Source organism: Haloarcula sp. H-hyl2, assembly GCF_056934385.1.
The window spans coordinates 1433606-1459232 of sequence record NZ_JBRIIJ010000001.1; the positions used below are offsets into that span (position 1 = coordinate 1433606).

Annotated in this window: 28 protein-coding genes; 9 read left to right on the top strand and 19 right to left on the bottom strand. The window is 65.0% G+C overall.

Features of this window, described 5'->3' with window-relative positions:
• The first annotated feature begins 359 nt into the window (after positions 1-359).
• Positions 360-1766, top strand: a complete 1407-nt coding sequence (locus Hhyl2_RS07360; protein WP_483550091.1) for a class II fumarate hydratase — start codon at positions 360-362, stop codon at positions 1764-1766.
• A 40-nt stretch (positions 1767-1806) separates the two neighbouring features.
• On the opposite strand, the gene Hhyl2_RS07365 is transcribed toward Hhyl2_RS07360, so the two are convergent.
• Entirely contained in the window at positions 1807-2628 is an 822-nt protein-coding gene (locus Hhyl2_RS07365; RefSeq protein WP_483550092.1) for a DUF7537 family lipoprotein, read from the bottom strand.
• Between the two features lie 81 nt (positions 2629-2709).
• Here Hhyl2_RS07365 and gatE point away from each other — a divergent pair, with 81 nt between their 5' ends.
• Both gatE and Hhyl2_RS07375 read left to right on the top strand, forming a co-directional pair.
• Complete coding sequence (gene gatE, locus Hhyl2_RS07370; RefSeq protein ID WP_483550093.1) at positions 2710-4581, top strand: Glu-tRNA(Gln) amidotransferase subunit GatE; 1872 nt, start codon at positions 2710-2712, stop codon at positions 4579-4581.
• Between the two features lie 63 nt (positions 4582-4644).
• Positions 4645-6126 (top strand): DUF7504 family protein, encoded by a 1482-nt coding sequence (locus Hhyl2_RS07375; RefSeq protein ID WP_483550094.1) that lies wholly within the window; start codon positions 4645-4647, stop codon positions 6124-6126.
• Positions 6127-6133: 7 nt separating this feature from the next.
• Here Hhyl2_RS07375 and Hhyl2_RS07380 read toward each other — a convergent pair whose 3' ends face one another.
• Complete coding sequence (locus tag Hhyl2_RS07380; protein ID WP_483550095.1) at positions 6134-6856, bottom strand: RNA methyltransferase; 723 nt, start codon at positions 6854-6856, stop codon at positions 6134-6136.
• Entirely contained in the window at positions 6853-7374 is a 522-nt protein-coding gene (locus Hhyl2_RS07385; protein ID WP_483550096.1) for a DUF8114 family protein, read from the bottom strand. Before Hhyl2_RS07385 ends, Hhyl2_RS07380 begins: the two co-directional genes overlap by 4 nt.
• Before the next feature lie 329 nt (positions 7375-7703).
• On the opposite strand from Hhyl2_RS07385, the gene Hhyl2_RS07390 reads away from it, so the two are divergent.
• Complete coding sequence (locus Hhyl2_RS07390; RefSeq protein ID WP_483550097.1) at positions 7704-8393, top strand: 6-hydroxymethylpterin diphosphokinase MptE-like protein; 690 nt, start codon at positions 7704-7706, stop codon at positions 8391-8393.
• 24 nt (positions 8394-8417) lie between these two features.
• Here Hhyl2_RS07390 and Hhyl2_RS07395 read toward each other — a convergent pair whose 3' ends face one another.
• From Hhyl2_RS07395 to Hhyl2_RS07405, 3 genes are read right to left on the bottom strand one after another with little or no spacing between them, the layout of a single operon-like run.
• On the bottom strand, positions 8418-9533 hold the full coding sequence (locus Hhyl2_RS07395; protein WP_483550098.1) for a glycosyl transferase family 2: 1116 nt from the start codon (positions 9531-9533) through the stop codon (positions 8418-8420).
• A 3-nt stretch (positions 9534-9536) separates the two neighbouring features.
• Positions 9537-10715: a dihydropteroate synthase gene (folP, locus tag Hhyl2_RS07400; protein ID WP_483550099.1), complete on the bottom strand. Its 1179-nt coding sequence runs from the start codon at positions 10713-10715 to the stop codon at positions 9537-9539.
• Positions 10716-10771: 56 nt separating this feature from the next.
• Positions 10772-11269: a dihydrofolate reductase gene (locus Hhyl2_RS07405; protein WP_483550100.1), complete on the bottom strand. Its 498-nt coding sequence runs from the start codon at positions 11267-11269 to the stop codon at positions 10772-10774.
• A gap of 124 nt (positions 11270-11393) precedes the next feature.
• Here Hhyl2_RS07405 and Hhyl2_RS07410 point away from each other — a divergent pair, with 124 nt between their 5' ends.
• From Hhyl2_RS07410 to Hhyl2_RS07425, 4 genes are all read left to right on the top strand, one after another.
• The gene (locus tag Hhyl2_RS07410; RefSeq protein ID WP_483550101.1) at positions 11394-12407 is read left to right on the top strand and encodes a phosphotransferase family protein; all 1014 of its coding nucleotides are present in this window, start codon (positions 11394-11396) and stop codon (positions 12405-12407) included.
• A 129-nt stretch (positions 12408-12536) separates the two neighbouring features.
• The gene (locus Hhyl2_RS07415) at positions 12537-14024 is read left to right on the top strand and encodes a COG1361 family protein (RefSeq protein WP_483550102.1); all 1488 of its coding nucleotides are present in this window, start codon (positions 12537-12539) and stop codon (positions 14022-14024) included.
• Positions 14021-14701 carry an ABC transporter ATP-binding protein gene (locus Hhyl2_RS07420; protein ID WP_483550103.1) on the top strand — a complete coding sequence of 227 codons (681 nt, stop codon included), beginning with the start codon at positions 14021-14023 and terminating at the stop codon, positions 14699-14701. The genes Hhyl2_RS07415 and Hhyl2_RS07420 overlap by 4 nt, the downstream gene beginning before the upstream one ends.
• A complete protein-coding gene (locus Hhyl2_RS07425) occupies positions 14694-15839 on the top strand; it encodes an ABC transporter permease (protein WP_483550104.1) in 1146 nt (381 codons plus the stop codon). The genes Hhyl2_RS07420 and Hhyl2_RS07425 overlap by 8 nt, the downstream gene beginning before the upstream one ends.
• Here Hhyl2_RS07425 and Hhyl2_RS07430 read toward each other — a convergent pair.
• The 12 genes from Hhyl2_RS07430 to Hhyl2_RS07485 all read right to left on the bottom strand — a co-directional run bounded on the left by Hhyl2_RS07430 (position 15836) and on the right by Hhyl2_RS07485 (position 23706).
• Positions 15836-16348 (bottom strand): HTH domain-containing protein, encoded by a 513-nt coding sequence (locus Hhyl2_RS07430; protein WP_483550105.1) that lies wholly within the window; start codon positions 16346-16348, stop codon positions 15836-15838. The two genes, Hhyl2_RS07425 and Hhyl2_RS07430, sit on opposite strands and share 4 nt — an antisense overlap.
• Positions 16349-16874: 526 nt before the next feature.
• Positions 16875-17948, bottom strand: a complete 1074-nt coding sequence (locus tag Hhyl2_RS07435) for a methionine synthase (protein WP_483550106.1) — start codon at positions 17946-17948, stop codon at positions 16875-16877.
• Positions 17945-18943: a 5-methyltetrahydropteroyltriglutamate--homocysteine methyltransferase gene (locus Hhyl2_RS07440; protein ID WP_483550107.1), complete on the bottom strand. Its 999-nt coding sequence runs from the start codon at positions 18941-18943 to the stop codon at positions 17945-17947. Before Hhyl2_RS07440 ends, Hhyl2_RS07435 begins: the two co-directional genes overlap by 4 nt.
• A gap of 59 nt (positions 18944-19002) precedes the next feature.
• Positions 19003-19245 (bottom strand): hypothetical protein, encoded by a 243-nt coding sequence (locus Hhyl2_RS07445; RefSeq protein WP_483550108.1) that lies wholly within the window; start codon positions 19243-19245, stop codon positions 19003-19005.
• 67 nt (positions 19246-19312) lie between these two features.
• Complete coding sequence (locus Hhyl2_RS07450) at positions 19313-19900, bottom strand: HemK2/MTQ2 family protein methyltransferase (RefSeq protein WP_483550109.1); 588 nt, start codon at positions 19898-19900, stop codon at positions 19313-19315.
• Between the two features lies 1 nt (position 19901).
• On the bottom strand, positions 19902-20759 hold the full coding sequence (locus Hhyl2_RS07455; RefSeq protein ID WP_483550110.1) for a 16S ribosomal RNA methyltransferase A: 858 nt from the start codon (positions 20757-20759) through the stop codon (positions 19902-19904).
• A 175-nt stretch (positions 20760-20934) separates the two neighbouring features.
• A complete protein-coding gene (locus Hhyl2_RS07460; RefSeq protein WP_483550111.1) occupies positions 20935-21513 on the bottom strand; it encodes a DUF655 domain-containing protein in 579 nt (192 codons plus the stop codon).
• 228 nt (positions 21514-21741) lie between these two features.
• Positions 21742-22098 carry an RNA polymerase Rpb4 family protein gene (locus tag Hhyl2_RS07465; protein WP_483550112.1) on the bottom strand — a complete coding sequence of 119 codons (357 nt, stop codon included), beginning with the start codon at positions 22096-22098 and terminating at the stop codon, positions 21742-21744.
• A 4-nt stretch (positions 22099-22102) separates the two neighbouring features.
• Positions 22103-22393, bottom strand: coding sequence for a 50S ribosomal protein L21e (locus Hhyl2_RS07470; RefSeq protein WP_483550113.1), 291 nt, complete (start codon positions 22391-22393; stop codon positions 22103-22105).
• Between the two features lie 193 nt (positions 22394-22586).
• Positions 22587-22853, bottom strand: coding sequence for an elongation factor 1-beta (locus tag Hhyl2_RS07475; RefSeq protein WP_483550114.1), 267 nt, complete (start codon positions 22851-22853; stop codon positions 22587-22589).
• A gap of 2 nt (positions 22854-22855) precedes the next feature.
• Positions 22856-23035: an HVO_2753 family zinc finger protein gene (locus tag Hhyl2_RS07480; RefSeq protein WP_276221895.1), complete on the bottom strand. Its 180-nt coding sequence runs from the start codon at positions 23033-23035 to the stop codon at positions 22856-22858.
• Positions 23036-23118: 83 nt separating this feature from the next.
• A complete protein-coding gene (locus Hhyl2_RS07485; RefSeq protein WP_483550115.1) occupies positions 23119-23706 on the bottom strand; it encodes a DUF2391 domain-containing protein in 588 nt (195 codons plus the stop codon).
• 192 nt (positions 23707-23898) lie between these two features.
• Between Hhyl2_RS07485 and Hhyl2_RS07490 the strand changes: the two genes are divergently transcribed.
• Entirely contained in the window at positions 23899-24858 is a 960-nt protein-coding gene (locus tag Hhyl2_RS07490; protein WP_284008675.1) for a transcription initiation factor IIB, read from the top strand.
• A 60-nt stretch (positions 24859-24918) separates the two neighbouring features.
• On the opposite strand, the gene Hhyl2_RS07495 is transcribed toward Hhyl2_RS07490, so the two are convergent.
• Positions 24919-25626: a bacteriorhodopsin gene (locus tag Hhyl2_RS07495; RefSeq protein WP_483550116.1), complete on the bottom strand. Its 708-nt coding sequence runs from the start codon at positions 25624-25626 to the stop codon at positions 24919-24921.
• Position 25627: the final 1 nt, after the last annotated feature.

Sequence of the window (25627 nt, forward strand, 5' to 3'; positions counted from 1 at the left end):
ATCCTAAGTGGATAGACGTGTCACTTAATAGTTCCGAATATTTATGCACGTCGTTCGCGGCGTAGAACCGCTGTCGACGGCGTATTCGGCAGTTTGTGGATATAAATAGTTAGCAAAATACGTTGCGGTACGTCAACGAATATCATGGAAAGGATACCGAGAGTAAGCCATCGAACAGACAAATTTCGCCGAAATATCCTTGGTAGGAAAACTGGGGCGAGATTCCAGGCTCCGCTGGCCGGAGCTACCACAGCAAACCAGAGTTTCGTATGGAGCAGTTGAAAATACCGCCGAAGATATGGAATAGCAGGCCGGGTACCGGAGCCTTTTACGACCGGGGGCGCCGACCGCCTAGACGTATGAGCGACGATTACAGGACCGAACGGGACAGTCTCGGTGAGATGGAGGTTCCAGCGGACGCGTACTGGGGCGCACAGACACAGCGCGCAGTCGAGAACTTCCCGATCAGCCAGACGACGTTCGGCCGACGGTTCGTCCGGGCGCTCGGCGTGGTGAAGAAGGCCGCCGCACAGGCCAACCGTGACCTGGAACTGATTCCCGAGGACAAGGCGGACTGCATCGTCGAGGCCGCCGACGAGGTCATCGCGGGCGAGCACGACGACCAGTTCCCGGTCGACGTCTTCCAGACCGGTTCCGGGACCTCCTCGAACATGAACGCCAACGAGGTCATCTCGAACCGGGCCACGGAGCTTTACGGCGGCGAGATCGGAACACGAGAGATCCACCCCAACGACCACGTCAACTTCGGCCAGTCTAGCAACGACGTCATCCCCACCGCGATGCACGTCGCCGCGCTGGAGGCCGTCGAGAAGGACGTCGTGCCGGGCCTGAAGACGCTGCGTGACGAACTCGAAGCAAAGGAGGATGAGTTCGCCAGCGTGGTAAAGACCGGCCGGACCCACCTCCAGGACGCGACGCCGATCACGCTCGGCCAGGAGTTCTCGGGCTACCGCACCCAGATCGAGAAGGGAATCTCGCGCGTCCAGGACACACGTAGCCGGCTCTCGGAACTCGCGCTGGGCGGGACCGCGGTCGGGACCGGGCTCAACACCCATCCCGAGTTCCCCGAACTGGCCGCCGAGTACATCAGCGAAGAGACCGGCCTGCAGTTCCACGAGGCCGACAACCACTTCGAGGCCCAGGCCGCCCACGACGCGATGTCCGAGGCCCACGGCGCCCTCCGGACGGTCGCGGGCTCGCTGAACAAGATCGCCAACGACCTCCGCCTGCTCGCGTCCGGGCCGCGTAACGGCCTCGGAGAGATCGACCAGCCCGAGAACCAGCCCGGCTCCTCGATCATGCCAGGCAAGATCAACCCCGTCGTCGCCGAAGCCGTCAACCAGGTCCACAAGCAGGTCGTCGGCAACGACGCCGCGGTCTCGGCCGGCGCCGCCGAGGGCCAGATCGACCTCAACCTCTACAAACCCATCCTCGCCTCGAACTTCCTGCAGTCCGCTCGACTGATCGCCAACGGGAGCGAGGTGTTCGCCGAGAAGTTCGTCGCGAAACTGGAAGCCGACGCCGATCACTGCGCAGAGCGCGTCGAACAGTCGATGGCGCTCGCGACCGCGCTCAACCCCGCTATCGGCTACGACAAGGCAAGCAAGGTCGCCAAGAAGGCGCTCGCGGAGGACAAGACCATCCGCGAGGTCGTCCTCGAAGAGGGATACCTCGACGAAGACGAAGTCGACGAGGTGCTGGATCCGGAGCAGATGACGAAACGGGGGATTCTCGGCGACGACTAGCCAGGGAGCGCGACGGTACTTTTCAGCGGACGGCAGGCAGTCACGGCGCGACGGCCGACCGGTTCACTGCCTGCGTCTTCGCTTCGTCGAGCCAGTCCGGCGCGACGACGATGGTCGAGCCGACGTCCTCGTACCAGAACCCGTAGCGGACGGTCTCCGTCTGTGAACCGATCTCGGTCCGGTAGCTGACGTCCAGTCGACGCACGAGGCCGTTGGGCGCGACGATCATGCTGAACCGGTACTGCTCGGCCTGGCTGAGCCCCGGCGGGGTCCCGCCGACGCCGACGACCCGATAGTACAGCGCCCCGTTCCAGCGGACCCGCTCGGTCCAGCTCCGGTTGGCGTTGACGTACTGCTCGATGTAGAAAGCTGCCTCACCGGCGAACTCGTCACGCAGGAATTGAATCTCGCCCCGGTAGTACGACACCGTCTCGCCCTCGCGGCGCTCGAACCACTGCTCGCCGTCGCCGTAGCTCGATTGCTCGTACTGCTGGACCGTGTCGTTCGGGAGAGTCCGTCGCCGCTGGAGGTCGTGACGGTAGTGGCGGCCGGTGTCGACGGCCGTCGTCTCGGTACGGTTGAGCCTGAGCCTGCCGGCGTCACGGACCGTGGTCACGGAGTACCGCTCGTGGAAGGTGTAGGAGTGGTTCGACAGCGCTCGCTGGTGACCGTTGGCGAGGAATCCGACGCCGTCGAGGCCCGACTCGCTGATGCCCGCGGGCGCGCTGGGGGTCTGTGCGGACTCCGTTATCGTGGGGACGGGCGCCGGCGTGGTCGTCGGCGGCGGGTCCGTGAACCCGGAGATACCGCTACAGCCAGCCAGCGCGACGAGTGTCAGCACCGCCAGGAGGCGCCATCGCACACCTCCGATGACGGCGGGAATCGACAAAAGCCCACGGCCGAAGGGTGCGTTTTTTGGCCCCCGGTCACGGACTGCCCTCCAATGACCGAGGACTACGACTACGAGGACCTTGGCCTCGTGGCCGGGCTGGAGATCCACCAGCAACTCGACACGGCCACGAAGCTGTTCTGTAACTGTCCCACGCGCATCCGCGAGCCCGAGGAGTCCGACCGGCGTTTCACCCGGTACCTCCACCCGACCAAGAGCGAACTGGGGGAGATCGACGAGGCGGCCCTCGAAGAGAGCATGGTCGACCGCGAGTTCGAGTATCTGGCCTACGACAGCACCTGTCTCGTCGAGGAGGACGACGAACCGCCCCACCGCGTCGACCGCGAGGCCATGGAGACGACCCTGGAGATCGCACAGCTTCTGGATATGAACGTCGTCGACCAGGTCCACGTCATGCGAAAGATCGTCGTCGACGGGTCGAACACGACGGGGTTCCAGCGCTCGATGCTGGTCGCCAACGACGGGACCATCGAGACCAGCGAGGGTGAGGTCGGCGTCGAGGATATGCTACTGGAAGAGGAATCCTGCCAGCGGGTCGAAGAGACCGAGGACGGAGTGCGGTTCTCGCTGGACCGGCTGGGCATCCCGCTGGTCGAGATCGGGACCAAACCGGACATCCGCTCGCCCGAGCAGGCCCGCGAGGCCGCCGAGCGAATCGGGATGTTGCTGCGCTCGACAGGCCACGTCAAGCGCGGGCTCGGGACCATCCGCCAGGACGTCAACGTCTCCATCGCCGAGGGCGCCCGCATCGAGCTGAAGGGGGTCCAGAGCCTCGACGACATCGACGACATCGTCCGCAACGAGGTCCGCCGGCAGGTCGAACTGCTCGATATCGCCGACGAACTCGCCGAGCGTGACGCCTCGGTCGGCGAGCCACAGGACGTCACTGACGTCTTCGCCGACACCGACTCCGGCGTCATCCGGGGTGCACTCGACGACGGCGGCGAGGTGAAGGCTGTCCTGCTCGCCGGATTCGACGGCCTGGTCGGCCGGGAGATCCAGCCCGACCGACGGCTCGGGACGGAACTCTCTGACCACGCCAAACGCCACGGTGCCGGCGGCATCTTCCATACCGACGAACTGCCGGCCTACGGCGTCACCGAAGACGAGGTCGCAGCACTGCGCGAGGCCGTGGGTGCAGGCGCCCAGGACGCCGTCGCAATCGTGGCCGACGACCCCGAGACGACCGATCTGGCCATCGACGCGGTCGTCGAACGCGCCGAGACTGCCCTGGAGGGCGTCCCCGAGGAGACGCGGGACGCCAACGACGACGCCACGTCGCGGTATCTCCGGCCACTGCCCGGCGCGGCGCGGATGTACCCCGAGACGGACGTCCCGCCGGTCGAGCCCGACGTGACGGAGGTCGAGACGCCGGAACTGCTCACCGAGAAGGTCGAGCGCTACGAGAGCGACCTCGGGCTGGACGCCGGTCTGGCCGAGCAGGTCGCCTACGGCCAGCGCTGGCCACTGTTCGAGGCCGTCGTCGACGAGGGTGTCGACGCCACGCTCGCCGCGGGCGTTCTGGAGTCGACGCTGACGGAGCTGCGCCGTGACGACGTCCCGGTCGAGAACCTCACCGACGACCACCTCCGGGAGACGCTCCTGCTCGTCGACGGCGGCGACGTCCCCCGAGAGGGCGTCGAGAACCTGCTGACCGCGCTCGCCGAGGACCCATCGCTGACCGCCGAGGCGGCCGTCGAGCAGGAGGATCTGGGCGGTGTCAGCGAGGACGAGGTCCGCGAAGCCGTCGCCGAGGTCGTCGAGCGCAACGCCGACCAGGTCGAGGCCGAGGGGATGGGCGCGTTCTCGGCCCTGATGGGCGAGTGCATGGGTGCACTGCGCGGAAAGGCAGACGGCGACACCGTCAGCGACGTACTCCGCCAGGAGATCCAGCAGCGCGCCTGAACACCCCGTGCATCTGTCACCACCGTCGGTGGGTTTCTATACGCGGTCCCCGTAGGACGGTCAATGTACTCTGTCGCGGATCTACTGCCTGTCGACGGGCTCCAGCCGGGAACGACGCTGCTGCTCGTCGGGCCACCGATGACAGGCAAGCGGTCCCTGGCGACGCGGTTGCTCACAGCCGGCCTCGCCGACGGTGAAGCCGTCGCCCTCGTCTCCGCCGACGAGAGTTCGCGGCAGCTCCGGACGTCACTGGCCGAGGAGTTCGGACGGGACATCGACGACTATCCGCTCGGCATCGTCGACTGTGCCGGCGAGACACACGAGGAAGAGCCACGACACCCACTGGACAGTCGGATCGGGTCACCGGCCGATCTGACCGGAATCGGGATGGAGCTGATGTCGCTCCTGGAAGAGCTGTACACCGACCACTCGCAGCGGATCCGGGTCGGTCTGGCCTCACTGACCACGATGTCGATGTATGCCGATCCGGAGCAGGTCGTCCGGTTCCTCCACGTTCTCTCGAATCGCATCACGGAGATAGACGGAATCGGCATCGTCGTCGCACACTCGGAGACAGTCGACGACGAACAGTTGAACCGGTTCCGGTCGTTCGTCGACGGTGCCGTGGAGATCAGGGAAGGGAGCGGTGCCCCGACGGAACTCCGCGTCGTCGGTCTCGGTACCGGGTCGACGGATTGGGTCCCGGTCGAACAGCCATCGAGTAGCGACCGACACTCCGAGGAGCGGACGCCGGCGAACAGGCCGTCGGTCGATATCGCACCCTCGCTGCGGGCAATCGCCGATGACCTCCGCGACGGCGGCCCGACGCTCACCCTGTTGAATGCAGACGACAGCGACTCCGAGACGCTCTCGGTCATCGACAGGTACTTCGACCGACACAACGTCGACATCAGGATGGCGACGACGGACGTCGACACACCGCGGTCGGTGGCGCTCCTCCACCGTGGTGACGACCTGCTTGCAAGCGAGACGGTGACGGCGCTGCGCAACGCCATCGAGATCGAGGTCGGTGACGGGGTGTTCGCCACCCGTCGGACCAACGACCTGCTCTCGAACCTCGAGGGGTCGGTGTTCGGGACGGGGACCACCGACAAGGACCTGCTCGTCGACGTGAGCCACAACATCGAGATGCTGGCTGCGCGGACCGGTCGGGGAAAACTCCACGCGGGGTTCCAGGCGTTCTCCCGGCTGGCCGACGACCCCCAGAGCCTGCGGATCTACCGCCGACTCGTCGACTCGGACATCGACGTGCACGTCTACGGCGCGCCGGACGCGGATATCCCGATCGACGGACTTACGCTACATGCCGGGGAGACTGCCGAGTTGACCGACTCGTGGTTCGTCGTCTTCGACGGCGGCGGTGACCCGACACAGAAGGCGGCGCTCCTCTCGTTCGAGCAGGCGGAGCCGAACACCTACCGGGGATTCTGGACCTACGATAGCGACATCGTCGACAGGATCGACGCCTATCTGACTGCGACGTACGTCGACGGGACCGGGACAGAACAGCTCTCGGCGGAGTAAACTGCGGTCACTCGCGGTCGGCGTCGATCCGCTGCCGTGCGCGGCGGAACAGCCCGCGCATCGTCCGCGCCTCTCGCCCGGTCGGCCTGGCACGGCCGAGCACCCGCCGGAACATCCGCCGGGCCTTCGGTTGTTTCTCCTCGGCGTGACCGATTGCGCTCAGGAAAGTCGCGAACTCGCCGTGGAGCCCCTCGACGGTCTGTGCGTCGGCCGTCTCGTGGAGCGAATCGGGATGCTGATCTTCCTCGACGGTCAGGTCGCGGAGTTCGTAGAGGACGATCGTGGCGGCCTGTCCCAGATTCAGGACAGGGTAGTCGACACTGGCGGGGATCGAACAGATCTCGTCACAGCGGGCGAGTTCGTCGTTGTGAAGCCCGACCCGCTCGCGGCCGAAGACGATACAGGTGTCCTGCTCGACGTCTACGAGCGACGCGGCGAGGTCGCTCGGGGTTATCCCGGGGTACCGGACGTGGTTGCTCGCGTCCTCGTTGGGGATGGCGGTACAGGCCACCGTGTGGTAGTTCTCGACGAGGTGGTCGAACGAGACGGTCTCGGCGTTGGGGAGGATGTCCTCGCGGGCCTGCCCCGCGAAGCCGTAGGCCTCGCCCTCCGGGTCCAGATCCGGTGGGTCGACGAGCAACAGCTCCGAGAGCCCGAAGTTCTTCATCGAGCGGGCGATGGTGCCGACGTTGCCCGGCGTCTCCGCGTCGACGACGGCCACCGAGATCATACGTCGAGGTCGCCGAGGTCGACGTCCAGCGCGTCGAGGTCCTCGTCGTCGAGATCGTTCAGTTCTTCTTCCAGTCCGGGGACAGCCTCCGATCGATCCGGCGCTTCCGGGACCGCTGTCGGGTCCTCGTCGACGTGTTCGAGCCCCTCGTAGTCGTCCGGTGCGCGCCCGCCCGCGGCGAACCACTCGTGGAACTCGGTCCGTAGCTTCGTGTCGCCGGCGTACTGGTCACCGTCGAGTTCACGGAACCAGTAGATGAAGTCCGTCTCGTGGGCCGAACAGAGGACGACCTCGCCGTTCGGTTCGCCGTAGATGACTTCGGCGACGTTACACGCCTCCGTGGCTGCGCCCTCGACGATCCGGCACGCGTCACAGGGGTCGACGACCCGCTGTGCCAGGATCAGTAACCGGGTTCGCGTCTCGGGTTCCAGCGTCTTCAGCGGCCGGACGCGCCCGTCCTCGTTCAGCACGTCGGCGTCGAACCGCCAGCCCCGCAGCCCGATGTTGACCTTGCTCATGTACCGCGGTAGACGACTCCGAGACTAAAAGAGCGCGATGTCCGGGCTGTCGACCGGTGGGAAATCGGACCGGCGGCGCGCTCGCGTCAGACGGTACGATGTCTCTGGGCGTTTCTGGCACCGAATACGGCCAGAATCCTGCAGATACCCCTCCCGTCGTCAGACACTCGTCTGCTCATTCGGCAACAAAGGGGTGAGTAAGAGAAAACTTATACCGAAGGCGTCAGAACGGATGGGTGAAAGCCGAAAGGGCACCCGGGTAGGGGTACACGGACGTGCCATTTCGGCTAAATCCGCTTTATCTCGACGCTACTCGGACAGCGACAGCTATGCATTTCGACACCTGGGAGCCGGTCTACACGGCTCTCCTGGACGATTTCGGCTACGACCGGGCAGGGGACGAACAGGCTCGCGACCGATTGCGAGAACTGGTCGGCGACGCTGGTACGTACGACCCCGCCGAGTTGGGCCTCGCCGACTCGACTGTCGCCATCGTCGGCGCCGGTCCCTCGCTGGAGAGCGAGGCCGACCGTGCAGCGACCGCTGACGTGGTTCTGGCGGCCTCGACGGCGGCGGATCGACTGCTCGACGTCGGTGTCACCGTCGACGGCCAGGTGACGGACCTCGACAAGAACGCCGCGACGACCCGAGAGTTGAGCGAGGCTGGGACGCCCGTGGTGGTCCACGCCCACGGCGACAACATCCCAGCCGTCGAGGAGCACGTGCCGACCTATAATCTCGAAGCGATGGTCCCGACGACACAGGCCGCGCCGACGCCACCCGTCGCGAACTTCGGCGGGTTCACCGACGGTGACCGGGCCGCCTTCCTCGCGGACCACTTCGGTGCGGCCGACCTCGTGTTCGTCGGCTGGGACTTCGATGACCCCGACGTCGATCCCGAGAAACGACAGAAACTGCGCTGGGCAGAGCGACTCCTCCACTGGCTCGAACGGCGCCGCGACGAACGGTTCGCGGTGCTGGACGGTCGGCGTGACGGTATCGAACCGATAACGCAGTGAGCAATCGCGCGGAGTCGGAAGCGTTCAGTAGCAGTCGCTCGTCGAATTCCGCCTCAGCGAGTGGCCGGTCTGCCCGGCCTCCAGCACCGCCGCCGGAGCGAGGTCGGTGTCGTCCCACGCGGGGAGACGGGTATCCGGACCGGGCGGCTGGATACCGGAGACGTAGGCGTCGACCTGCTCGCGTTCCGATTCGGGGTCGTAGGTCAGGCCGTTGAACGCCGCGTCAGCGGCGTACTGCGAGACCAGGCGGGTCGCTGCGTCGCGGTACGCGTCGGGAAGGGTCTCGTACTCCGGTTCGGCGCCGCCCTCTTCGACGGCACGGAACAGCGCCTGCCCGACCTGCTCGGCCATCCCGGAGAGGCCGCTCCGTCCGCTGACGGGCTTGTGGTCGTGCCGGTGGACGCCCAGGTCGGCCTGTGCCGACCGCTCGGGGCCGACGACATCGAACATCTCGCCGAGCATCCCGATCTCCAGCCCCCAGGCGCGCTGGGCGCTGAGCTGTCTGGCCACGTCGGCGGTGAAGGCGAACTCGCCCGCGAGTGGATAGCGGAACGCCGAGAGGTAGCGCAGGATCCCGGCGTCGTTCCGGTCTTCGAGTGCCCGGAGCAGCGGCGCGACGAACAGTCGGACGAGCCGACCGTACAGTTGTCCGTCCTCGACGCGGGCGTAGTACCCCTTGACGAAGTCGTGGTCCATCGGCAGCGGAGCGAGCAGTCGGCTGACGACCGCCGGTGAGTAACTGCGCGCGTCGGCGTCGTGGACGGCGACGTACTCCGCACGACTGGCAGCGACACCGAGGCCGAGCCAGACGTCACGACCCTTGCCGCGTTGCCCGCCGATATCGTGGCGGTCGAGCAGCGTCTCCAGCGACGGTGCGTCACACCACAGCGTCGTCACGGCGAGGTCGTAGCCGTCGACCCACTCCCGGAACCCCTCGGCGACGTCCGCTGGCGTCCGGAGCGGAACGATCACCTCGCGCGGCCCGACAGTCTCCAGCGGCCCGAAGATGAAGTCCGGCGTCACGTCGGCCAGCTCCTCGCCGGCGATGGGGACGACGACAGCACTGTCCCCCACCGGGGCGTCCGGGACCGGGTCGGTCAGGTCGTGCAGCGTCGTGACCCGCTCCTGGAGGTAGTCCATCGTTTATCCCTCGATGGCCCTGACCAGGGCGTTCAGTTCTGGCGTGTCACCGACGGCGTCGGCGACCGCCGAGAGCGCGTCGAGCGAGCCGCCGAGCAGGACCCCCGAATCGCCGGGCCGGACGACCGCCCTCGTCTCTGCGGCGGCCGCTTCCAGTCGTTCGACGCCAGTCTGGGTGAGTCCGGACACCTCGAAGACGCGACCGACGAACGGGTCGCCGTCCGTCGAGGTCGCCCCGATCCGGTCGAGATGCCGTGTGACGTCGCCCGCGGTTCGGACGTCGAGTTCGTTCACGGCCACGTCACCCGAGACCGTCCGGCCTCGCTCGGTGAACGCGTCACCGATCCGGGCGGCGTCCAGCGTCTCCGCGACATCGTGGGTACGGACGACGTGGGCCCCGCGTTCGATAGCCATCGAGGTGGCCGCCAGACTCACCGGGAGGGCCTCATCCGTCGAGCGGTCCGCGAGGTCCCGAAGGAAGTTCTTCCGGTTGATCGAGACCAGGATCGGCTGGCCGAACCCACGGAACTCACGGAGTCGTCGGAACGTCGCCCGGTCGTCGTCCAGCGTCTTTCGCTCGCTCCAGCCACCGAAGGCCGGGTCGACGATGGTCTTGTCCGTCATGCCGTTCTGTGTGAGCGCCTCGTACACTCTGTCGACGTAGTCGGCCTGTTCGGCCCACTCGGGAGAGCGCGCGGCTTCCCAATCCACGTCGTCGACGGCCCCGGGTCGTTCCAGGTCCGGTGGGCTGGCCATCTTCCCGACGGCGACGTCGTACTCCCGACAGACCGTCGGCATCTCCGGATCGGCGAACCCACAGATATCGTTGACCATGTCGAACCCCGCGTCCAGGGCCGCTTCGGCGACCTCGGCGTACCTGGTCTCGATAGAGAAGACGGCGTCGCCGCTCACCGACTGGATGGTCTCGACGGCCGTATCGAGGCGGTCCAGTTCCTGTTCGGCCGAGAGGACATCGAGTCGCTTGTTGGCCGACTCCAGGCCGACGTCGACGATGTCGGCGCCCTCGTCGACCAGATCCTCGTCGACGTAGGCGGCCGCCTCCCCGGGATCGTCGTAGACGGAGGGCTCGTATGGGGATTCCTTGCTGACGTTCAGCACGCCCATGATGCGCGTCGGGTGATCGTCGCCGATCGACAGCCCGGCCGCGTCTACCGTTCGCATAGTCGACCGGTAGGACTGCGCAGGGTAAGCGTTGGCGGTTGCGGCGGGTGCCGTCGCTACCGCTCGGCGGTCGCGACCGGTCGCGGATCCTCGTTGACGTACTCGACGACGGTGAACTCGGAGAACGTCTCGTGGTCGGTGACCGTCCAGTCGGTGCCGAGATACGGGAAGACGGCCCGCCCGTTCTCGTACTCGGGCAGTTCCGAGACGAACGCTCGGTCGGCGTAGGGAAGGAACATCGAATAGATGGACTGGCCGCCGATGACGTAGCCGGTCTCGGCGCGGTCGGCGACCGCCGCGATAGCGTCCGGGACAGACGAGACGAACGTCGTCCCCTCTGCCTCGTACTCCCCGGGCGTGCTCGTGACGACGACGGGGTGGGTCCCCTCGATATCTGTCATCCCGTCCCAGGTCCGTCGGCCGACGACGACCGGACTCCCGGCGACGCGATCCTTGTACTGCTGTTCGTCTTCGTCGTAGTGCCACGGGATGGTGTCACCGTCACCGATGACACCGGTCCGGGCCACGCCTGCGACCAGCACGAGAGCAACCATACCGGGACTGGGGTCTCGCTGGACAAGTCACTGTCCCCAAAGTCAACGTGCGATCGATCGCTTCGAACTCGCCGTGAGGGCGTTACTGGCAGTTTTATTTATCCCTCCCGCATAGCGGTTTGTAGTGTCGACGCCGGAATCGGATATCGCAGCGGTCCTCGACGAGTCGGGACCGGACCACGATGGCTTCACCTTCGAGACCCCGGGCGGTGGCCACCAGAGCGACGTCTATCTGGTGACGATGGCCCACGGGGGCGAGGAGTACGAGGTCGTCGTGAAGTTCAAACCCAACAGCAACGTCCCATTCGAGGTCGAACCCCGCCTCCACGAGTACGTCGCCAACCGGACCGACGTCCCCGTACCACGGATCCTCGTCTTCAAACAGGAACCCGAGGCCGACATCCCGCCGTACTTCGTCACCGAGCGCGTCCACGGCCAGAATCTCGCGGAGGAGTTCGGCGAGCTCTCGGAGTCGGAACGACAGCGAGTGATGGCCCAGGCCGGACGTGTCCTGGGCGATATGCACTCCGAAGTCGGTTTCGAGGCCTTCGGTCGACTGGACCTCCACAACGACCGGATCATCGTCCGGGACTGGATGGGAAGTTGGCGGGACTACTTCGAACAACTCACGCGCGCACACCTCTCGCGACTAGACGGGACTCCGTTCGAAGACATCACGACCCGCGCCAGGGACCGCATCGAACCGGCACTGGATATCGTCCCGGAAGACGGGATTCCACGCCTCGTCCACGACGACTTCCGACCGGCGAACCTGCTGTTCGAACCCGACGTCGAGGAGCCGATCACGGCGGTGCTGGACTGGCAGGACGTACTGGCAGCGTTGCCGGAGTACAACCTCGCACAGACCGAGTTCCTGTTCATCGACTCCTCGTTCGAGGACCCTGCCATCTGTGACCGGCTGCGCGACGAATTCCACACCGGCTACCGGGAGTTCCAGCCGATGGACTTCGACGACGGGTACGCCGAACGACGGCCACTCTATCAACTCTCGACGTTACTGTGGCGGATGGCAGGGTTCAACGCGGTCTTCGCCGACGAGTCTGGGCTGGCGACTGCGCGTGCCGAGGCCAAGTACCGCGAGCAGTTCGAGCGGCTCATCGACGAACTACCGAGCTGAGGGCGTTCAGTTCGCGACCGAACACGTCAGGCTTATGGGAGCTGTCGCCGGAGCACCGTCTATGACAGTGGTCCCTGTCGACGTCCGCGAATCGAACCTCCAATGTATTCCGGTGGGTGGGGAACTGGTATGCGACGACTGACCGTCCTCCTCGTCGGGCTCGTGCTCCTGATCGGAGCCATCCCAGCCGCTGTGACTGCAAACGGCGTCAACGCATCCGTCACGGAAGTGACGCTCTCGCCGGAGACGCCAGCCCCCGGCGAGACGGTCACGATCACGCCGACCATCAGGAACCTCGAGAGCAGTAACGGCTCACTGGAAATCCGTGCAGTCGCTCTCAGGGGGACTGGCTTCGGTGTCGACGAACTCAAGCGCATCGAGAACGTCGGGACGATCTCGCCTGGATCGCAACTCGATGTCCCGTTGACCTACACGTTCGAGAACGAGGGAAAGCGGGACATCCGCGTGTTCATCTTCGGGAAGAACACGGCCACCGGTGAAGCCGTGCAGCTCCGGTATCCGGTCACCGTCACGGTCCGTGAACAGCATCCCCAACTCGACATCAAGGCGAACGAATCCGTCGCGGGTGTTGCGGCCACCGGACAGGTGACGATCGCGAACGGACTCGATACCCCCATCTCGAACGTCGAACTGATCGTCGACGGGCGGACCGTCGAGATGATCGAAGACCGGACTGTGTTCGCCTCGCTGGACAGCAACGAGGTCGTCACGGCACCGTTCCGGTTCCGCCCGGAACGTGCGGGCAAGCAACCCCTGACGGCGACGCTACACTACACGGTCAACGGCGATACCGAGCGCACGGCCGAGCGGACCAAGACGATCCGGCCGGAGGAACTCCGTGAGGGAGTCTCGCTCGACGCCTCCGCAGTCGGAAGCGGCGAGGACCGAGCGCTCTCGGTCGACGTCATCAACCAGGGGAACACGCCCGTCGAGAGCGTCGTGGTCACAGCCAGTTCGGACAACGCGACGTTCCGGCGTGCCATCGTCACCGAGATCCCGTCGGGCACGTCTGAGTCCGTCCGGTTGAACGCCAGCCTCGCGGAACCGTCCGCCGACGTCGACGTGACGGCCGAATACGAAGTCGGAACGCGTGACCGGACGACAACCACTTCGACCGAACTCCGTTCGGCGCCCGGTGCGATCACGCTGACTGGACTTGACGTCGTCAGACAGGGCGGCCGCCTCCAGATATCCGGCAGTGCGAGCAACGTCGGCCTGACCGAGGCAAACAGCGTCCTCGTCTCCGTCGCCGACACCGAGAACGTCTCACCGGCGTTCCCGAACAAGGAGTACTTCGTCGGGACGGTCCCCTCCAGTGACTTCGTCTCCTTCGACGTCTACGCACAGACCTCGGGGAACGTCTCCTCGGTCCCACTGACCGTCTCCTATCTGGTCGACGGCGACCGGGAACGACAGACCTTCCAGGTCGGCGTCACCGCTGCCGAACCGGCGATGCCGGTCCGACCCAACCAGGGGTCGAACAACAGCGGCGGATTCGGTGGGCTCCTGCCGGTCGTCGGCGTCGGGGCGGTCGCAGCCCTCGTCATCGTCGTCGTCCTCGTCAGGTGGTACCGACGCGGTGACGAGGAGATATGACCGTCATCGACGCACAGAACCTCGTCAAGCGGTACCGGACTGGCGGCCAGGTACTGGAGGCACTCGGCGGGATCGACTTCACCCTCGAAGCCGGCGAGTTCGTCTCGATCATGGGCCCCAGCGGGAGCGGGAAGACCACCCTGCTGAACATCCTGGGTCTCCTCTCGACGCCGACGGAGGGGACCGTCGTCCTGGACGGGAAGGACGTGACGAACCTGGGTGATCGCAAGCGGACCGCGCTCCGTAAACGCACCATCGGGTTCGTCTTCCAGCACTTCTACCTGCTCCCGACGCTCAACGCTGTCGAGAACGTCGAGGTCCCGCAGCTATTCGACCGCGACCCCACTACACGACAGCGAGCCCGCGACCTGCTCGAGCGAGTCGGTCTCGGCGACAGACTCGACCACCGCCCCGACGAACTCTCCGGGGGGCAAAAACAGCGTGTCGCCATCGCCCGGTCGTTGATCAACGATCCGCCGATCGTGCTCGCCGACGAACCGACCGGGAACCTCGACCGAAAGACCGGCCGACAGATCCTCGACGAGTTCCAGCGGATCGCCGACGAGGAGAACGTCGCCATCGTAGCCGTCACACACGACGAACTGGTCAACCAGTACGTCGACCGCACGGTCCACCTGGTCGACGGCACCATCGGCCGGGAGGAACTCGATGCTTGACCCGATATACCGGCGGTTCCCCGCCGCCCTGATGGCACGCCGTAACCTCACGCGCACCAAGATGCGATCGCTGCTGGCCGCGTTGGGAATCGTCATCGGCGTCATCGCCATCGCCTCACTGGGGATGTTCGGTGTCTCGCTCCGGTACTCGATCACCCAGAACCTCGGCGACATCGGTAACCAGGTGACTGTCTCGCCGAACTACGACAACGGCGTCGATCACCTCAACGAACGGGACATCAGGGACATCCAGCGCGTCGCCGGTCCGCAGACGACCGTCACACCGGTCAGAAACGAGATCGTCAGGGTGCAGTTCACGAGAGACCGCTCGTCACAGGAGTTTATATACGGCATCGACAACCCAGCGGACATATACACCGCCAGTGACGGGCGGGTACCGGACCCCTTCCGATCTGGTGCCCTCGTGGGCAGTTCCATCGCCGAGGAGTACGACATCGATAGCGGGAGTACGATCACGATCAACGGAACGTCGGTCCGTGTCCGGGCAGTACTGGAGGACGGCGAGGCGTTCTCACAGCTCAATCCATCGAACCGGGTCATCGTTCCTACGAACCAGATCGACGAACGGGGCTACTCGCAGGTGTATCTCACGGCGCCGTCGGGTGCCGAGGCGAACGCGACGGCGATGCGCCTCCGGGCAGCGCTCAACGACCGCGAAGAACGCGTCACAGTGAACGAACTGGGCTCGCTGGTCGACCAGATCAGGCAGACGTTCCAGATCATCAATACGATCCTCGTCGGCATCGCCTCCATCTCCTTGCTCGTGGCCGGCATCTCCATCCTGAACGTGATGTTGATGTCGACGGTCGAACGCCGCGAGGAGATCGGCGTCCTGCGGGCGGTCGGCTACCAGAAACGGGACGTGCTGAAAGTCATGCTGATGGAAGCCACACTGCTTGGCGTAGTCGGTGGCCTGATCGGTGTGGTGCTGAGTATCGGGGCCGGCCTGGCGATCAACCACTACACCGTCGGTGACGCGACGGCGGTGTTCCGACTGGCCAACGCCTGGTACGTCGGCTCGGCGTTCGCCTTCGGCGTCGTCACGAGCATCCTCAGCGGCCTCTATCCGGCCTGGAAAGCGGCCAGCGAGGAACCGGTCGAAGCGCTTCGGGGTTAGGGCGTCACGTCGACGCCCGGTTCGAGCCACGGCTGGGTCCGCCCGACCGTGACCGAGTCGAACTGTGCGAGCCAGTCGGCGTCGCCACGCTCGAAGGCCTCCAGCGCGTCACCGACCGTGTACGTGCGGTCCTCGTCCGTACACGGGAACACGCCCTTGAGTCGACTCCCGTCGTACATCGCCAGCGAGACGACCGGGAAGACGACGACCTCGTCGACACGGTCCAGTCCCACGTAACTCCGGCTCCGGCGCTCGAAGGCCGGTTCAAGCGAGTGGCCGTTCCGTTCGGCCCAGTCACGGAACTCCTCGTAGGTCGCCAGCGCGCCGGACCGCTTGTCTTCGGCCATCGTCCGAATCCGCTGCCACTCGCCGGCGAGCATCGACTCGCTGAAGACCCCGTTCGCTTCGAGTCGCTTGACCCGATTGAGCACCTGCTGTTGCGCGTCGAACGTGCCGTAGGTGTCTCCCCGAAGATACAGTTCCGCCCGGAGGTGTGTGTCGCCTGTCATAGCTCTCTCACTACCAGATTCAACTGACGACAACTAAACTCTTTCCCAGAATTATGTGGGCGTACTTACAATATTTCACACACATGGGAATTTTCGTTTTTCAGGCCCCAGTAACCCATTTTTCAGCCATATTGGGATTCTAGTATTTTTCCAAATATCTATAATCTGGTACGTAAACCGAATCGATTCTGCTGGCAGTTGAGGGGCTTTCGAGCCGTCTAACGACGTAACTCTGTTCGTCGATTGTCGAATAGTAGTTCGTCTAGAAAGGAGTGGTCGTGTCGGGATCGTCCCGTTTCCGATGGTCCGAATCCATATCGCTCTCTGACCGTGGGTGCGATGTGCCTCGTCGGTCAGATCGTCGTACTCGGCTCGCCAGAACGGGTCGAAAAATCGCTCGCTCCGAACCGCGCTAGTCGTCCGCTGTCCGAACGATTAACAGCTCGCAGATGAAACTACCCCCCGATTCAACGTCTCGCGGGTCGCGCTACTCCCCGCTCGACATCGAGGCCGCTGCGCGACCTCGCTAATCGTCCGCACTCGCTTCCGCACCACTCGCGACCACGTCGATCTCTCCGGCGTCGAGCTCCTGCTCGATCTCGCGGGCCGCCTGCACCATGTTCTCCATCTTGCCGTAGGCGACCTCGCGGGGCAGGAGCTTCACACCGCAGTCCGGCGAGACGGTGAGACGCTCGGGCGGGACGACCTGCAGCCCCTTCTTGATGTTGTCTTTGATCTCCTCGACGGACTCGACCTCGGCGACGTGGGCGTCGACGACGCCCATCGCGAAGTCCTTCGTGAACTCGTGCTCGGTGAAGACGTCCAGCTGGTCGTAGTCGCCGTTCGCGAGTTCGAGGTCGTACTCGTGGACCGGGTAGTCGAGGATCTCGGGGTAGATGCGGGAGTAGTCACCGTAACAGACGTGGAGACCGAGACGGACCTCCTCGGGGATGTCGTCGACGATGCGTTCGAGACACTCGCCGACGATGGCGTGGTCGTCCGGAGTGGTCGCCAGGGCGGGCTCGTCGATCTGGATGTAGCGCGCGCCGGCCTCGACCAGCGCCTCGATCTCCTCGTTGACCAGGTCGGCGAGTTCGTAGGCCAGTTGCTCTTCGCTGTCGTAGACCTCGTTGAACGACCAGTTCGCGAGAGTGTAGGGTCCGGTGATCGGGACCTTGACCGGGCGCTCGGCGACCTCGTCGGTGAACTCGAACTCCTCGACGAGCCACTGCTCACCGTACTCGACCTCGTCGGCGACGCTGGGCTTGTCGAAGTAGTTGTGGCCCCACACCTTCACGCGGCCGTTGAACTCGTAGCCGTCGATGCGGTGGGCGAAGTACTCGACCATCTCGTTGCGGCGCATCTCGCCGTCGCAGACGACGTCGAGACCACAGCGCTCGTGCTCGTGTGTGATGAGTCGCGAGGCGTCGTCCTTGGATTCTTCCCACTCGTCCTCGCCGAAGTCGGCGTCCTCGTCCTCGAAGAGTTCGCGGGCACGGTCGTGCCACTTGGGCTTGGGGTAGGAGCCGACGACTGTCGTCAGCAGGAAGTGGTCGTTCGGGTGATCCACCGGTCGGAACTGCTCTCGTGGGCCAGTCATGCTTCGACCTCCTCCAGATCCGCGGCGTTCGCAAGCGCTTCCAGTTTGTCCGCGAACTTGTTGACCGGGAGATAGAACAGCTCGGTGTTCGCGGTAGCGTAGACGGTGTCGTACGTGGTGTTGGTCTGCTGTTCGAACCAGTCGATACGGTCGCGGATGGTCTCGGGCGCTTCGACCAGGGTGTTCTGCCCGTCGACGACGCCGAGTGCCACGTCGTCTTTCGTCCCGTACTCCTGGACGTTGTAGACGTTCTTGTCGTGGTCGGCGATCAGGTCGAAGCCGATGGCGTCGACGTCGGCGTCCATCAGGTGTGCGTAGACCTTCTCCTCGAGCGCACCCCAGTAGGTGTGGGTGACGACGTCCGCGTCGGCGGCACTCGCGACGGCGTCGATGGCCGCACTGGCGCGTTCGTCGGCGCCGTCACCCGGCGCGTTCTCGACCAGGGACGGTTCCAGCAGGAACAACGTCTCGACCTCGGGGAACGAACGGACCTCCTCCGCGAGGAAGTCGGCGACCGCCGAGAGGAACTCGGCCTCGTCGCCGTAGTACTCGTCGGTAGCCAGGTCAGCCAGCGAGTACGGGCCGGGCAGCACCGCCTGGAGGCCCTCGTCGACGAGGTCAGCGGCCGCGCCGAGGTCGGCCGCGACGTCGCCGCCGTCGGCACCGAGATCGCCCTGCACGACCGGCTCCCGGTAGAAGTTGTTGTTGTCGTAGTACCGGACGATACCGCGAGTCTCGACCTCGTCGTGGACGGCCAGCGGGTGAGCCAGCATGTCGTCCCAGCGGCCCTGCCCCTCGACGACACGGTCGAGTCCGGCAGCCGTCTGCGTCTCGATCAGTTCCTCCCGGACGCGGTCGTACGCGTCTTCGATGGCCTCGCTCTCGTCACCGGAGATGAGATCGGTCTTCTGATGCCCCTTCAGATCGGACAGTTCGTCCTTCGCCCAGTCCGGTAACGGGAACAGACCGGGTGTCGTGGCAACTACCTGTGTCATTACACCGGCGTACGAAATGACGGGCTTTAATATTTCCTATTCAGAAAAATGCCCTATAGTTATATCCATCGTCTCGCTGGCCAGCTCAGCGTTGCTGACAGTCGCCAGGCGACGATAGCGGCGACGAGGACGAGTTCGCCCACGAACGCGAACGATCCGGGGTCGGTCTCCAGTACCCGAATCGCCCAGGTCGTCCAGTTGAACGGCGTGTGGGCCGGGAACATCGCGAGCAGGCTGCCCCCCGTCCGGTCGTAGAGCCACGTCATCACGAGCGTCACCAGGGCGATGGGCAGTGCTGTCACTCATCAGACACCTCTTCGACGGAGACTAGCTTGAAACTGATCGTGGACAATCGTCGGTGGTGCGTCCTCAGGCCTGTCGAAGACCGAGGACGACCAGCCGTTCGTAGGGATGCTTCTCGCTGGCGATTTCGGTCGCCGTCAGCCCCTGGTCGGTCGCGTAGTCGCATACGTCGTCGATACCAGTGAGGCTGCTGACCAGCAACAGCGCACGACCGTCTGGTCCGAGGACCCGTCCGACACCGTCGAGGAACGGGTCGACGAGACGCCGCCCGTCTTCACCGCCCGAGAGCGCGTGTTCCATCCAGTCGTCCCACTCCTGATCGGCCGGTGTCGGCAGATAGGGCGGATTGAACACGACCAGGTCGAAGCTCCCGTCCTGGAACGGGTCGACAAGGTCACCACGAACAACCGGTACACCGTGCTCGCGGGCCTGGCGACAGGCCAGCGGACTCACGTCGACACCGACGACGTCCGCACCGGCCTCCGCGAGCGTGGCAGCGACGTATCCGGATCCGGTGCCGACATCCAGTACTCGCACCCCCTCGTGCGCGCGCTCGCGAGCCGTCCGGGCCAGCAGATCCGAGTCCTCCGCCGGCTGATAAACCGTCTCGACCTCGCGCTGTGCGGCCAGTGACGGGCGACCGTCCTCTCCCATCTCAGTCCTCCGGTTCGCCGACCTCGGCGGCCAGCGTCGCCAGCCGTGCGAAGTCGGCCGGGGCGAGGTTGCCCGCTCTTGCGCTCACGAGGTCCTCGTCGGCGGCCTCGACGACGGCGTCGGCGTCGCCCAGTCCCGAGATGTGGACCGTGTTCCGGACGGCGTTGCGCATCGTCTTCCGGCGCTGGGTGAACACCGCCCGGAGGAAGTCCATGAAGAAGTCGTCGTCCGGGACGGAGTAGTCAGGTTCGCGGGGCGCCGTCCGCACGAGTGCGCTGGTCACACGGGGCTGGGGGTCGAACGCCTCCTTCGGGACGGTCTCGATCACCTCGACGTCGGCGTAGTGTCCCGCCGTCACCGAGAGCCGTCCGTAGTCGTCGGTCCCTGGATCGGCCGCCATCCGTTCGGCGAACTCCTGCTGGAACATCAGCACCATCGGTCGCTTCCGTGGCAGCAGGCGGAACGCGATCTCGGAGGACGCGCCGTACGGGAGGTTCGAGATGCTCGCGGTGAACTCTGGGAGGGCGACCTCCAGGGCGTCACCCTCGACGACGGCGAGTCGGCCGGCGTCGATCTCGTCGGCGAACTCCGTCCGGAGGTGTGCGGCGAACTCCGGGTCGCGTTCGATGGCGGTCACCGTCTCGGCCACGGTAAGCAGTCGGTCGGTGAGCGCCCCTGGCCCGGCCCCGACCTCCAGCACGTGCGAACAGTCTATCCCCGCGTCTGTCGCGTACGCCGGAATCCGGTCGAGGACGCGATCGTCGACCAGGAAGTGCTGGTCCTTGCGAGTGTCGGCCCGTTTGCCGGCCCGGCGGACGAGCGCGTCCGGGTCGCGTCTACCGGTCGCTGAGTCGGTCATTACTCCCCGTAGACGGGCGGCGATTGAAAAAGTCGCCTACTCGTCCCGCTCCGCTTCGAGGAGTCGTGTTACTCACCCTCGCCTCGCTCGACGGGTCGCGCCGTTCACGGGTCACTACGTTTCCCGTTCACGTTCGAGGCACCTCACACTCCCCGTCTCGCTTCGAGAGGTCGCTTCACTCTCCCTCGCCTTGCTCGGACCGTCGCACGAACGTCCGGTACTTCAGGTCGTCCTCGCGCAGTTCTTCGAGGATGCGTTCGACCAGTACCTCCTGTGGGTTGTGGAGGCCGCTGACCCGCTCCTGGAGATCATCGAAGCTCTCGAAGGGACGGCGTTTCCGCTCGTCGAGGATGGAGTTGCGGAGCTTCTTCCCGATACCCGGAAGGAGATTCAGCTGATGGAGCCGGAGCGTGATCGGCTGGGCGTCGTTGTAGAAGTCGACGAACCGCTGTTCGTTGTCCTCGACGACCTCTTCGACCACGTACTCCAGTTCCGAACGGGCACCGCTTGGGAGGTCTTCGAAGTCGACCTCGGTGATCCGCCCGAACGCCGTCAGGTCGACGCGGTCACCGATAGAGATGTCCGAATCGCCGTCCAGAACGAGCTCGTAGATGTAGAACTCCTCGATACCGAGGACGTACGCGAGCGGATCTTTCTGATGCTGTGGGCGGTCGTCCGCTGCGCGCCCGTGTGGAAGGACGTCGATGACGACCCCGGTCATGGTGGCGCCGTCGCCGCTCTCCGAATCACTCATAGACTTCGGTACGACCAGAGTACACTTAATGGCGAGGGATACAGACCCTCCGGAATCCCCAGATACCGATACCGTCGTCCGGTTCGGCCGTCTCGATGGACCGGGTGCGGCTGGCTCGCCGACCGCTTTGGCCTGCTGTCGTTGTCACGCGGGATTCCTGCGATCGACTGGGGGGACGCGGTGCTCGACGGTTAGAGAACGTGAGAAGGTGAGATGCGACCGCTCAACTCAGGCGTACTGGCGGACGATACCGAGAATCTCGTCCAGTTCGTCGCCCGAGAGCGAGTAGCGTTCGTGGGCGAACACCGAGCGGAGTTCGTCCCGGTCGAGCGGGCGCAGGTTCGCGATCTTGTACGCGGTGGCCTCGTCGACCTTCTCCAGTTCCCGGAGTTGCTCGACGAACTCGCGGGACTCCTCGGGGTCGAGGAGTGCGAAGCGGTTGACGTGCTCGATGGCCCGCTTGAGTTCGTAGCGCATCTCGCGGTCCTCGTCGGCGGCCCGCTCCATCTCCAGCCCCTCGAGGATCTCTTTCGTCTCCGCGATGGTGAGATACTCCTCGCTGAGCGTCTCTTTGAAGATGGTCATACGGTTATTCCTGGCGACGCAGGTGGGCGGGCTTGGCGATGATCGTCTTCTCCTTGCCGCCGTCGACGATCTCGACCTTGTAGGCGGTGCCCTGGCTGCCCAGAACTGTCCCGGTCTGGCCGCCGAATCGGGGGTTGAACCGGCCGTCGGGGACCGAGGGGTCGATCTTGAGGTGGACCTTCTCGCCGGCCTCGAACTGCTCGACCGAGCGCTGGGGCGGCGACGTACCGCGGTCGCGGGGCTTGTTCTTCAGCTTGTTACGTGTACCTTCGAGAGGGCCGTTGGAACTAGGCATTCTTGCTCTCCGCTTGTCCGGTCGCCCTAATAAAACGTGCGTTCCGCGGCCGTCAGTGCGACGGGCTCATAGTGATTATCGTAGATTATGTCCGGATAGCGCCGACCCGGGGTCGGCGCGTTCCGGTACATCACTCCAAGAATCACGATCAGTGTTGCGACTACTCGACGTGAGACGAACGAGGAGAGCCCCGTTACAGGCGGCCGACGCTGTCGACGTCGACGGACTCGACGTCGTCGACGGCAGCGAACGCCTCTTCGACGGCGTCGGTGCCACCGGACTCGTCGGGGATGATGACGGTCGGGAACAGCGCGACGAGGCCGAAGGCCACGTCGTCACGCTCGAAGCCCTTGATCTTCGCGCCCTCGGGCAGTGCGCCTTCGAGACGCTCCTGGAGGTCGTCGAGGTCGACTTCCGGGCTCTGGGGCATGACCTTGATCTTGGCAGCGACTTTCCCCATCGTTATGGCCCCGTGAAGCCGCAGTCAGGACACTTGTACAGGTTGCTCTGCTTCCGGCAGGTGGCACACCGGTAGATCTGGTGGCCACAGTCCGGGCACTTGAACGCAGCGGCGTTCGTGCCGGCGATGTTGATGCCACACGAGACGCACTTCTGCGTCCGCTTCTGTTGGCTCTCGCTCATACCACCCCGTATCCGACCGCGGCTTTTAACGATTGCCAAACGCCACCGACAGCGGGACTGGATGACATACCCCGACACGTCGGTCAGCTACCGGGGAGGATGTCACCGAGCGCGGCACCGATAGCCATCGGCACGAAGGCGACGGTACAGATCGACAGCGACTCCAGGAAGACCTCGAGGTCGGTCGACCACTCGACCATCCCCCAGGACGTCAACAGGGCGACCGAGACGACGAACGCCGTCCCGGTTACTCCGACGAGCCTGCGTGGGATGAGGCCGAAGTACGCCTTCGCGATGCGCACGTCCTGGATGTCGGCGACGTAGAGGATACCGACGACCATGATTACGGCCGAGACGACAGTGGCGAGAAGATACAGTGGGTGCTGTGCGATGTGCCGGCCGGCGTCGGCAGTCCCGCCTTCGACCGCCATCGGGATCCCGAACAGCAGCGACCCCAGCAGTGCCTCCGCGAGGTCGCTCCGGTCGAACCCCCAGACGACGCGCCCGAACACGGCGGAGTCGCTGTCCTGAACCTCCGTCGCGGCCCGCATCGCCTCGCGGACCTGCTCGCGCTCTTCGGGGCTGTCGACGAGCGCTTCCAGTTCCTCTAGCTCGTCGAACAGCGCTCCGATCTCGTCTTCTTCCTCGACGACGGGTGGCTCGTCACTCATAGCCGTGTACTGGCGCCGCGTAGTGCCGACAGGGTATTGTCCCTTCTGGCTGACGTCGAGTGTGATGATGGAAAATTCAACGGCCTATTCTCTCGCATTTAGTCGTTCTACATGGTTTCACACGCTATCGGTGGCGATTTTGCTACCAGCAAAACATTTATATAGGTCAGAACGTTCTCCTTAAAAGAACACATGGAACGGCCGACGCGCCAGCGGGACACGGACCAGGTGGAGCGCGAGCAGGAGTCCGAGGACACGGGCCAGCAGACGTGTCCGGAATGTGAGTCGGAGTCCATCTCCAGCGACGGGGGCGGTGAACTCGTCTGTGAGGACTGTGGCCTCGTCATCGAGGACGAGAACATCGACCGCGGCCCCGAGTGGCGGGCGTTCAACCACTCGGAACGCCAGTCGAAGTCCCGCGTGGGGGCTCCGACGACCCAGACGATGCACGACAAGGGGCTGACCACCCAGATCGACTGGAAGGACAAGGACGCCTACGGGCGGTCACTCTCCTCGGAGAAACGAAGCCAGATGCACCGGCTGCGAAAGTGGCAGGAACGCATCCGGACCAAAGACGCCGGGGAGCGCAACCTCCAGTTCGCGCTCTCCGAGATCGACCGCATGGCCTCCGCACTGGGTGTCCCGCGCTCGGTGCGCGAGGTCGCATCGGTCATCTATCGACGGGCACTGGACGAGGACCTCATCCGCGGACGCTCCATCGAGGGCGTCGCGACGGCTTGTCTCTACGCCGCCTGTCGACAGGAGGGCATCCCACGGAGTCTAGAGGAGGTCTCGGACGTCTCCCGCGTCGAACAGAAGGAGATCGGCCGGACCTACCGCTACGTCGCACAGGAACTGGAACTGAAGATGGAGCCGGTCGATCCCAAACAGTACGTCCCACGGTTCGCCTCGGAACTGGAACTCTCCGAGGAGGTCCAGTCCAAGGCCAACGAGATCATCGACAAGACCGCAGAGCAGGGCCTGCTCTCGGGCAAGTCACCGACCGGCTACGCCGCGGCCGCCATCTACGCCGCCTCGCTGCTCTGTAACGAGAAGAAGACACAGCGCGAGGTCGCCGACGTGGCACAGGTGACAGAGGTCACTATCCGGAACCGGTACCAAGAACAGATCGAAGCGATGGGCATCCACTGACGGCGCGAGTCGGCCGAAGGGGGGAACCGGGTGGATTTTCCGCGTGTGTGAAACGAGTACTTAGTCGTCCGCGCTGACAGCAACGGTATCGTCCGCGCTCACCGACACGAGCGTCGTCAGCCCGTACAGTGCGATCAGTCCGAACCCGACCTTCGTGACCACGTCCAGATACGCAACGACGAGCGACGTCGTCTCGACGTCCATGATGCCGATGCCAGCCTGGCTGAGGAGCCAGACGACGGGGTAGACCAACCAGAGGACGACGACGAAGTTCCGGAGCGTCCGGTAGAGACCGGCCTGCAGTCCGGAGAGTGATTCCGTGGCGGCCGCCCCGATAGTGCCATAGAGGAGATAGACGACGCCCGCGAAGGCCGCCCCACCCAGCGCGAACAGTCCGTAGTTGAGCGGCGCCGGCGTCACAGCACCCGCGAACCCGAGGACGATTGTCAGCGCCTGAAGCCCGACGAGTTTCGCGGTGTCCACCCGGGCCGCGTTCGCCAACAGCGCCAGATAGAGGACGTTGATCGGCGTGGTCAACAGCCAGTCGACGTACCGCACCACGAAGACGGTGTGGCCGTCGACCTGGATGGCGCCGACCCCGAGATACAGCAGCGCGTAGGCCACGATAGCGATTCCAGGGATCGCCACCAGCAGCAGGTACCGTCGCTTCTCGTTCTGGGGGACGAGCGTGTACCCGTACGCGAGTACGGCCGTCCCGAGCAGTTCCCCGAGCAGTCCCAGCGTGAACCAGAGTTGTATCGTCTCCATT

Bases quoted from the DNA above. Each gene is read 5' to 3' on its own strand.
- Hhyl2_RS07460 (WP_483550111.1), bottom strand. From the start codon at position 21,513: ATGAGTGATTCGGAGAGCGGCGACGGCGCCACCATGACCGGGGTCGTC.
- Hhyl2_RS07385 (WP_483550096.1), bottom strand. From the start codon at position 7,374: ATGAGCAAGGTCAACATCGGGCTGCGGGGCTGGCGGTTCGACGCCGAC.
- Hhyl2_RS07440 (WP_483550107.1), bottom strand. From the start codon at position 18,943: ATGACACAGGTAGTTGCCACGACACCCGGTCTGTTCCCGTTACCGGAC.
- Hhyl2_RS07360 (WP_483550091.1), top strand. From the start codon at position 360: ATGAGCGACGATTACAGGACCGAACGGGACAGTCTCGGTGAGATGGAG.
- Hhyl2_RS07485 (WP_483550115.1), bottom strand. From the start codon at position 23,706: ATGAGTGACGAGCCACCCGTCGTCGAGGAAGAAGACGAGATCGGAGCG.
- Hhyl2_RS07465 (WP_483550112.1), bottom strand. From the start codon at position 22,098: ATGACCATCTTCAAAGAGACGCTCAGCGAGGAGTATCTCACCATCGCG.
- Hhyl2_RS07420 (WP_483550103.1), top strand. From the start codon at position 14,021: ATGACCGTCATCGACGCACAGAACCTCGTCAAGCGGTACCGGACTGGC.
- gatE (WP_483550093.1), top strand. From the start codon at position 2,710: ATGACCGAGGACTACGACTACGAGGACCTTGGCCTCGTGGCCGGGCTG.
- Hhyl2_RS07455 (WP_483550110.1), bottom strand. From the start codon at position 20,759: ATGACCGACTCAGCGACCGGTAGACGCGACCCGGACGCGCTCGTCCGC.
- Hhyl2_RS07495 (WP_483550116.1), bottom strand. From the start codon at position 25,626: ATGGAGACGATACAACTCTGGTTCACGCTGGGACTGCTCGGGGAACTG.
- Hhyl2_RS07425 (WP_483550104.1), top strand. From the start codon at position 14,694: ATGCTTGACCCGATATACCGGCGGTTCCCCGCCGCCCTGATGGCACGC.
- Hhyl2_RS07405 (WP_483550100.1), bottom strand. From the start codon at position 11,269: ATGGTTGCTCTCGTGCTGGTCGCAGGCGTGGCCCGGACCGGTGTCATC.
- Hhyl2_RS07435 (WP_483550106.1), bottom strand. From the start codon at position 17,948: ATGACTGGCCCACGAGAGCAGTTCCGACCGGTGGATCACCCGAACGAC.
- Hhyl2_RS07390 (WP_483550097.1), top strand. From the start codon at position 7,704: ATGCATTTCGACACCTGGGAGCCGGTCTACACGGCTCTCCTGGACGAT.
- Hhyl2_RS07480 (WP_276221895.1), bottom strand. From the start codon at position 23,035: ATGAGCGAGAGCCAACAGAAGCGGACGCAGAAGTGCGTCTCGTGTGGC.
- Hhyl2_RS07450 (WP_483550109.1), bottom strand. From the start codon at position 19,900: ATGGGAGAGGACGGTCGCCCGTCACTGGCCGCACAGCGCGAGGTCGAG.
- Hhyl2_RS07395 (WP_483550098.1), bottom strand. From the start codon at position 9,533: ATGGACTACCTCCAGGAGCGGGTCACGACGCTGCACGACCTGACCGAC.
- Hhyl2_RS07375 (WP_483550094.1), top strand. From the start codon at position 4,645: ATGTACTCTGTCGCGGATCTACTGCCTGTCGACGGGCTCCAGCCGGGA.
- Hhyl2_RS07430 (WP_483550105.1), bottom strand. From the start codon at position 16,348: ATGACAGGCGACACACACCTCCGGGCGGAACTGTATCTTCGGGGAGAC.
- Hhyl2_RS07470 (WP_483550113.1), bottom strand. From the start codon at position 22,393: ATGCCTAGTTCCAACGGCCCTCTCGAAGGTACACGTAACAAGCTGAAG.
- Hhyl2_RS07490 (WP_284008675.1), top strand. From the start codon at position 23,899: ATGGAACGGCCGACGCGCCAGCGGGACACGGACCAGGTGGAGCGCGAG.
- Hhyl2_RS07475 (WP_483550114.1), bottom strand. From the start codon at position 22,853: ATGGGGAAAGTCGCTGCCAAGATCAAGGTCATGCCCCAGAGCCCGGAA.
- Hhyl2_RS07415 (WP_483550102.1), top strand. From the start codon at position 12,537: ATGCGACGACTGACCGTCCTCCTCGTCGGGCTCGTGCTCCTGATCGGA.
- Hhyl2_RS07380 (WP_483550095.1), bottom strand. From the start codon at position 6,856: ATGATCTCGGTGGCCGTCGTCGACGCGGAGACGCCGGGCAACGTCGGC.
- folP (WP_483550099.1), bottom strand. From the start codon at position 10,715: ATGCGAACGGTAGACGCGGCCGGGCTGTCGATCGGCGACGATCACCCG.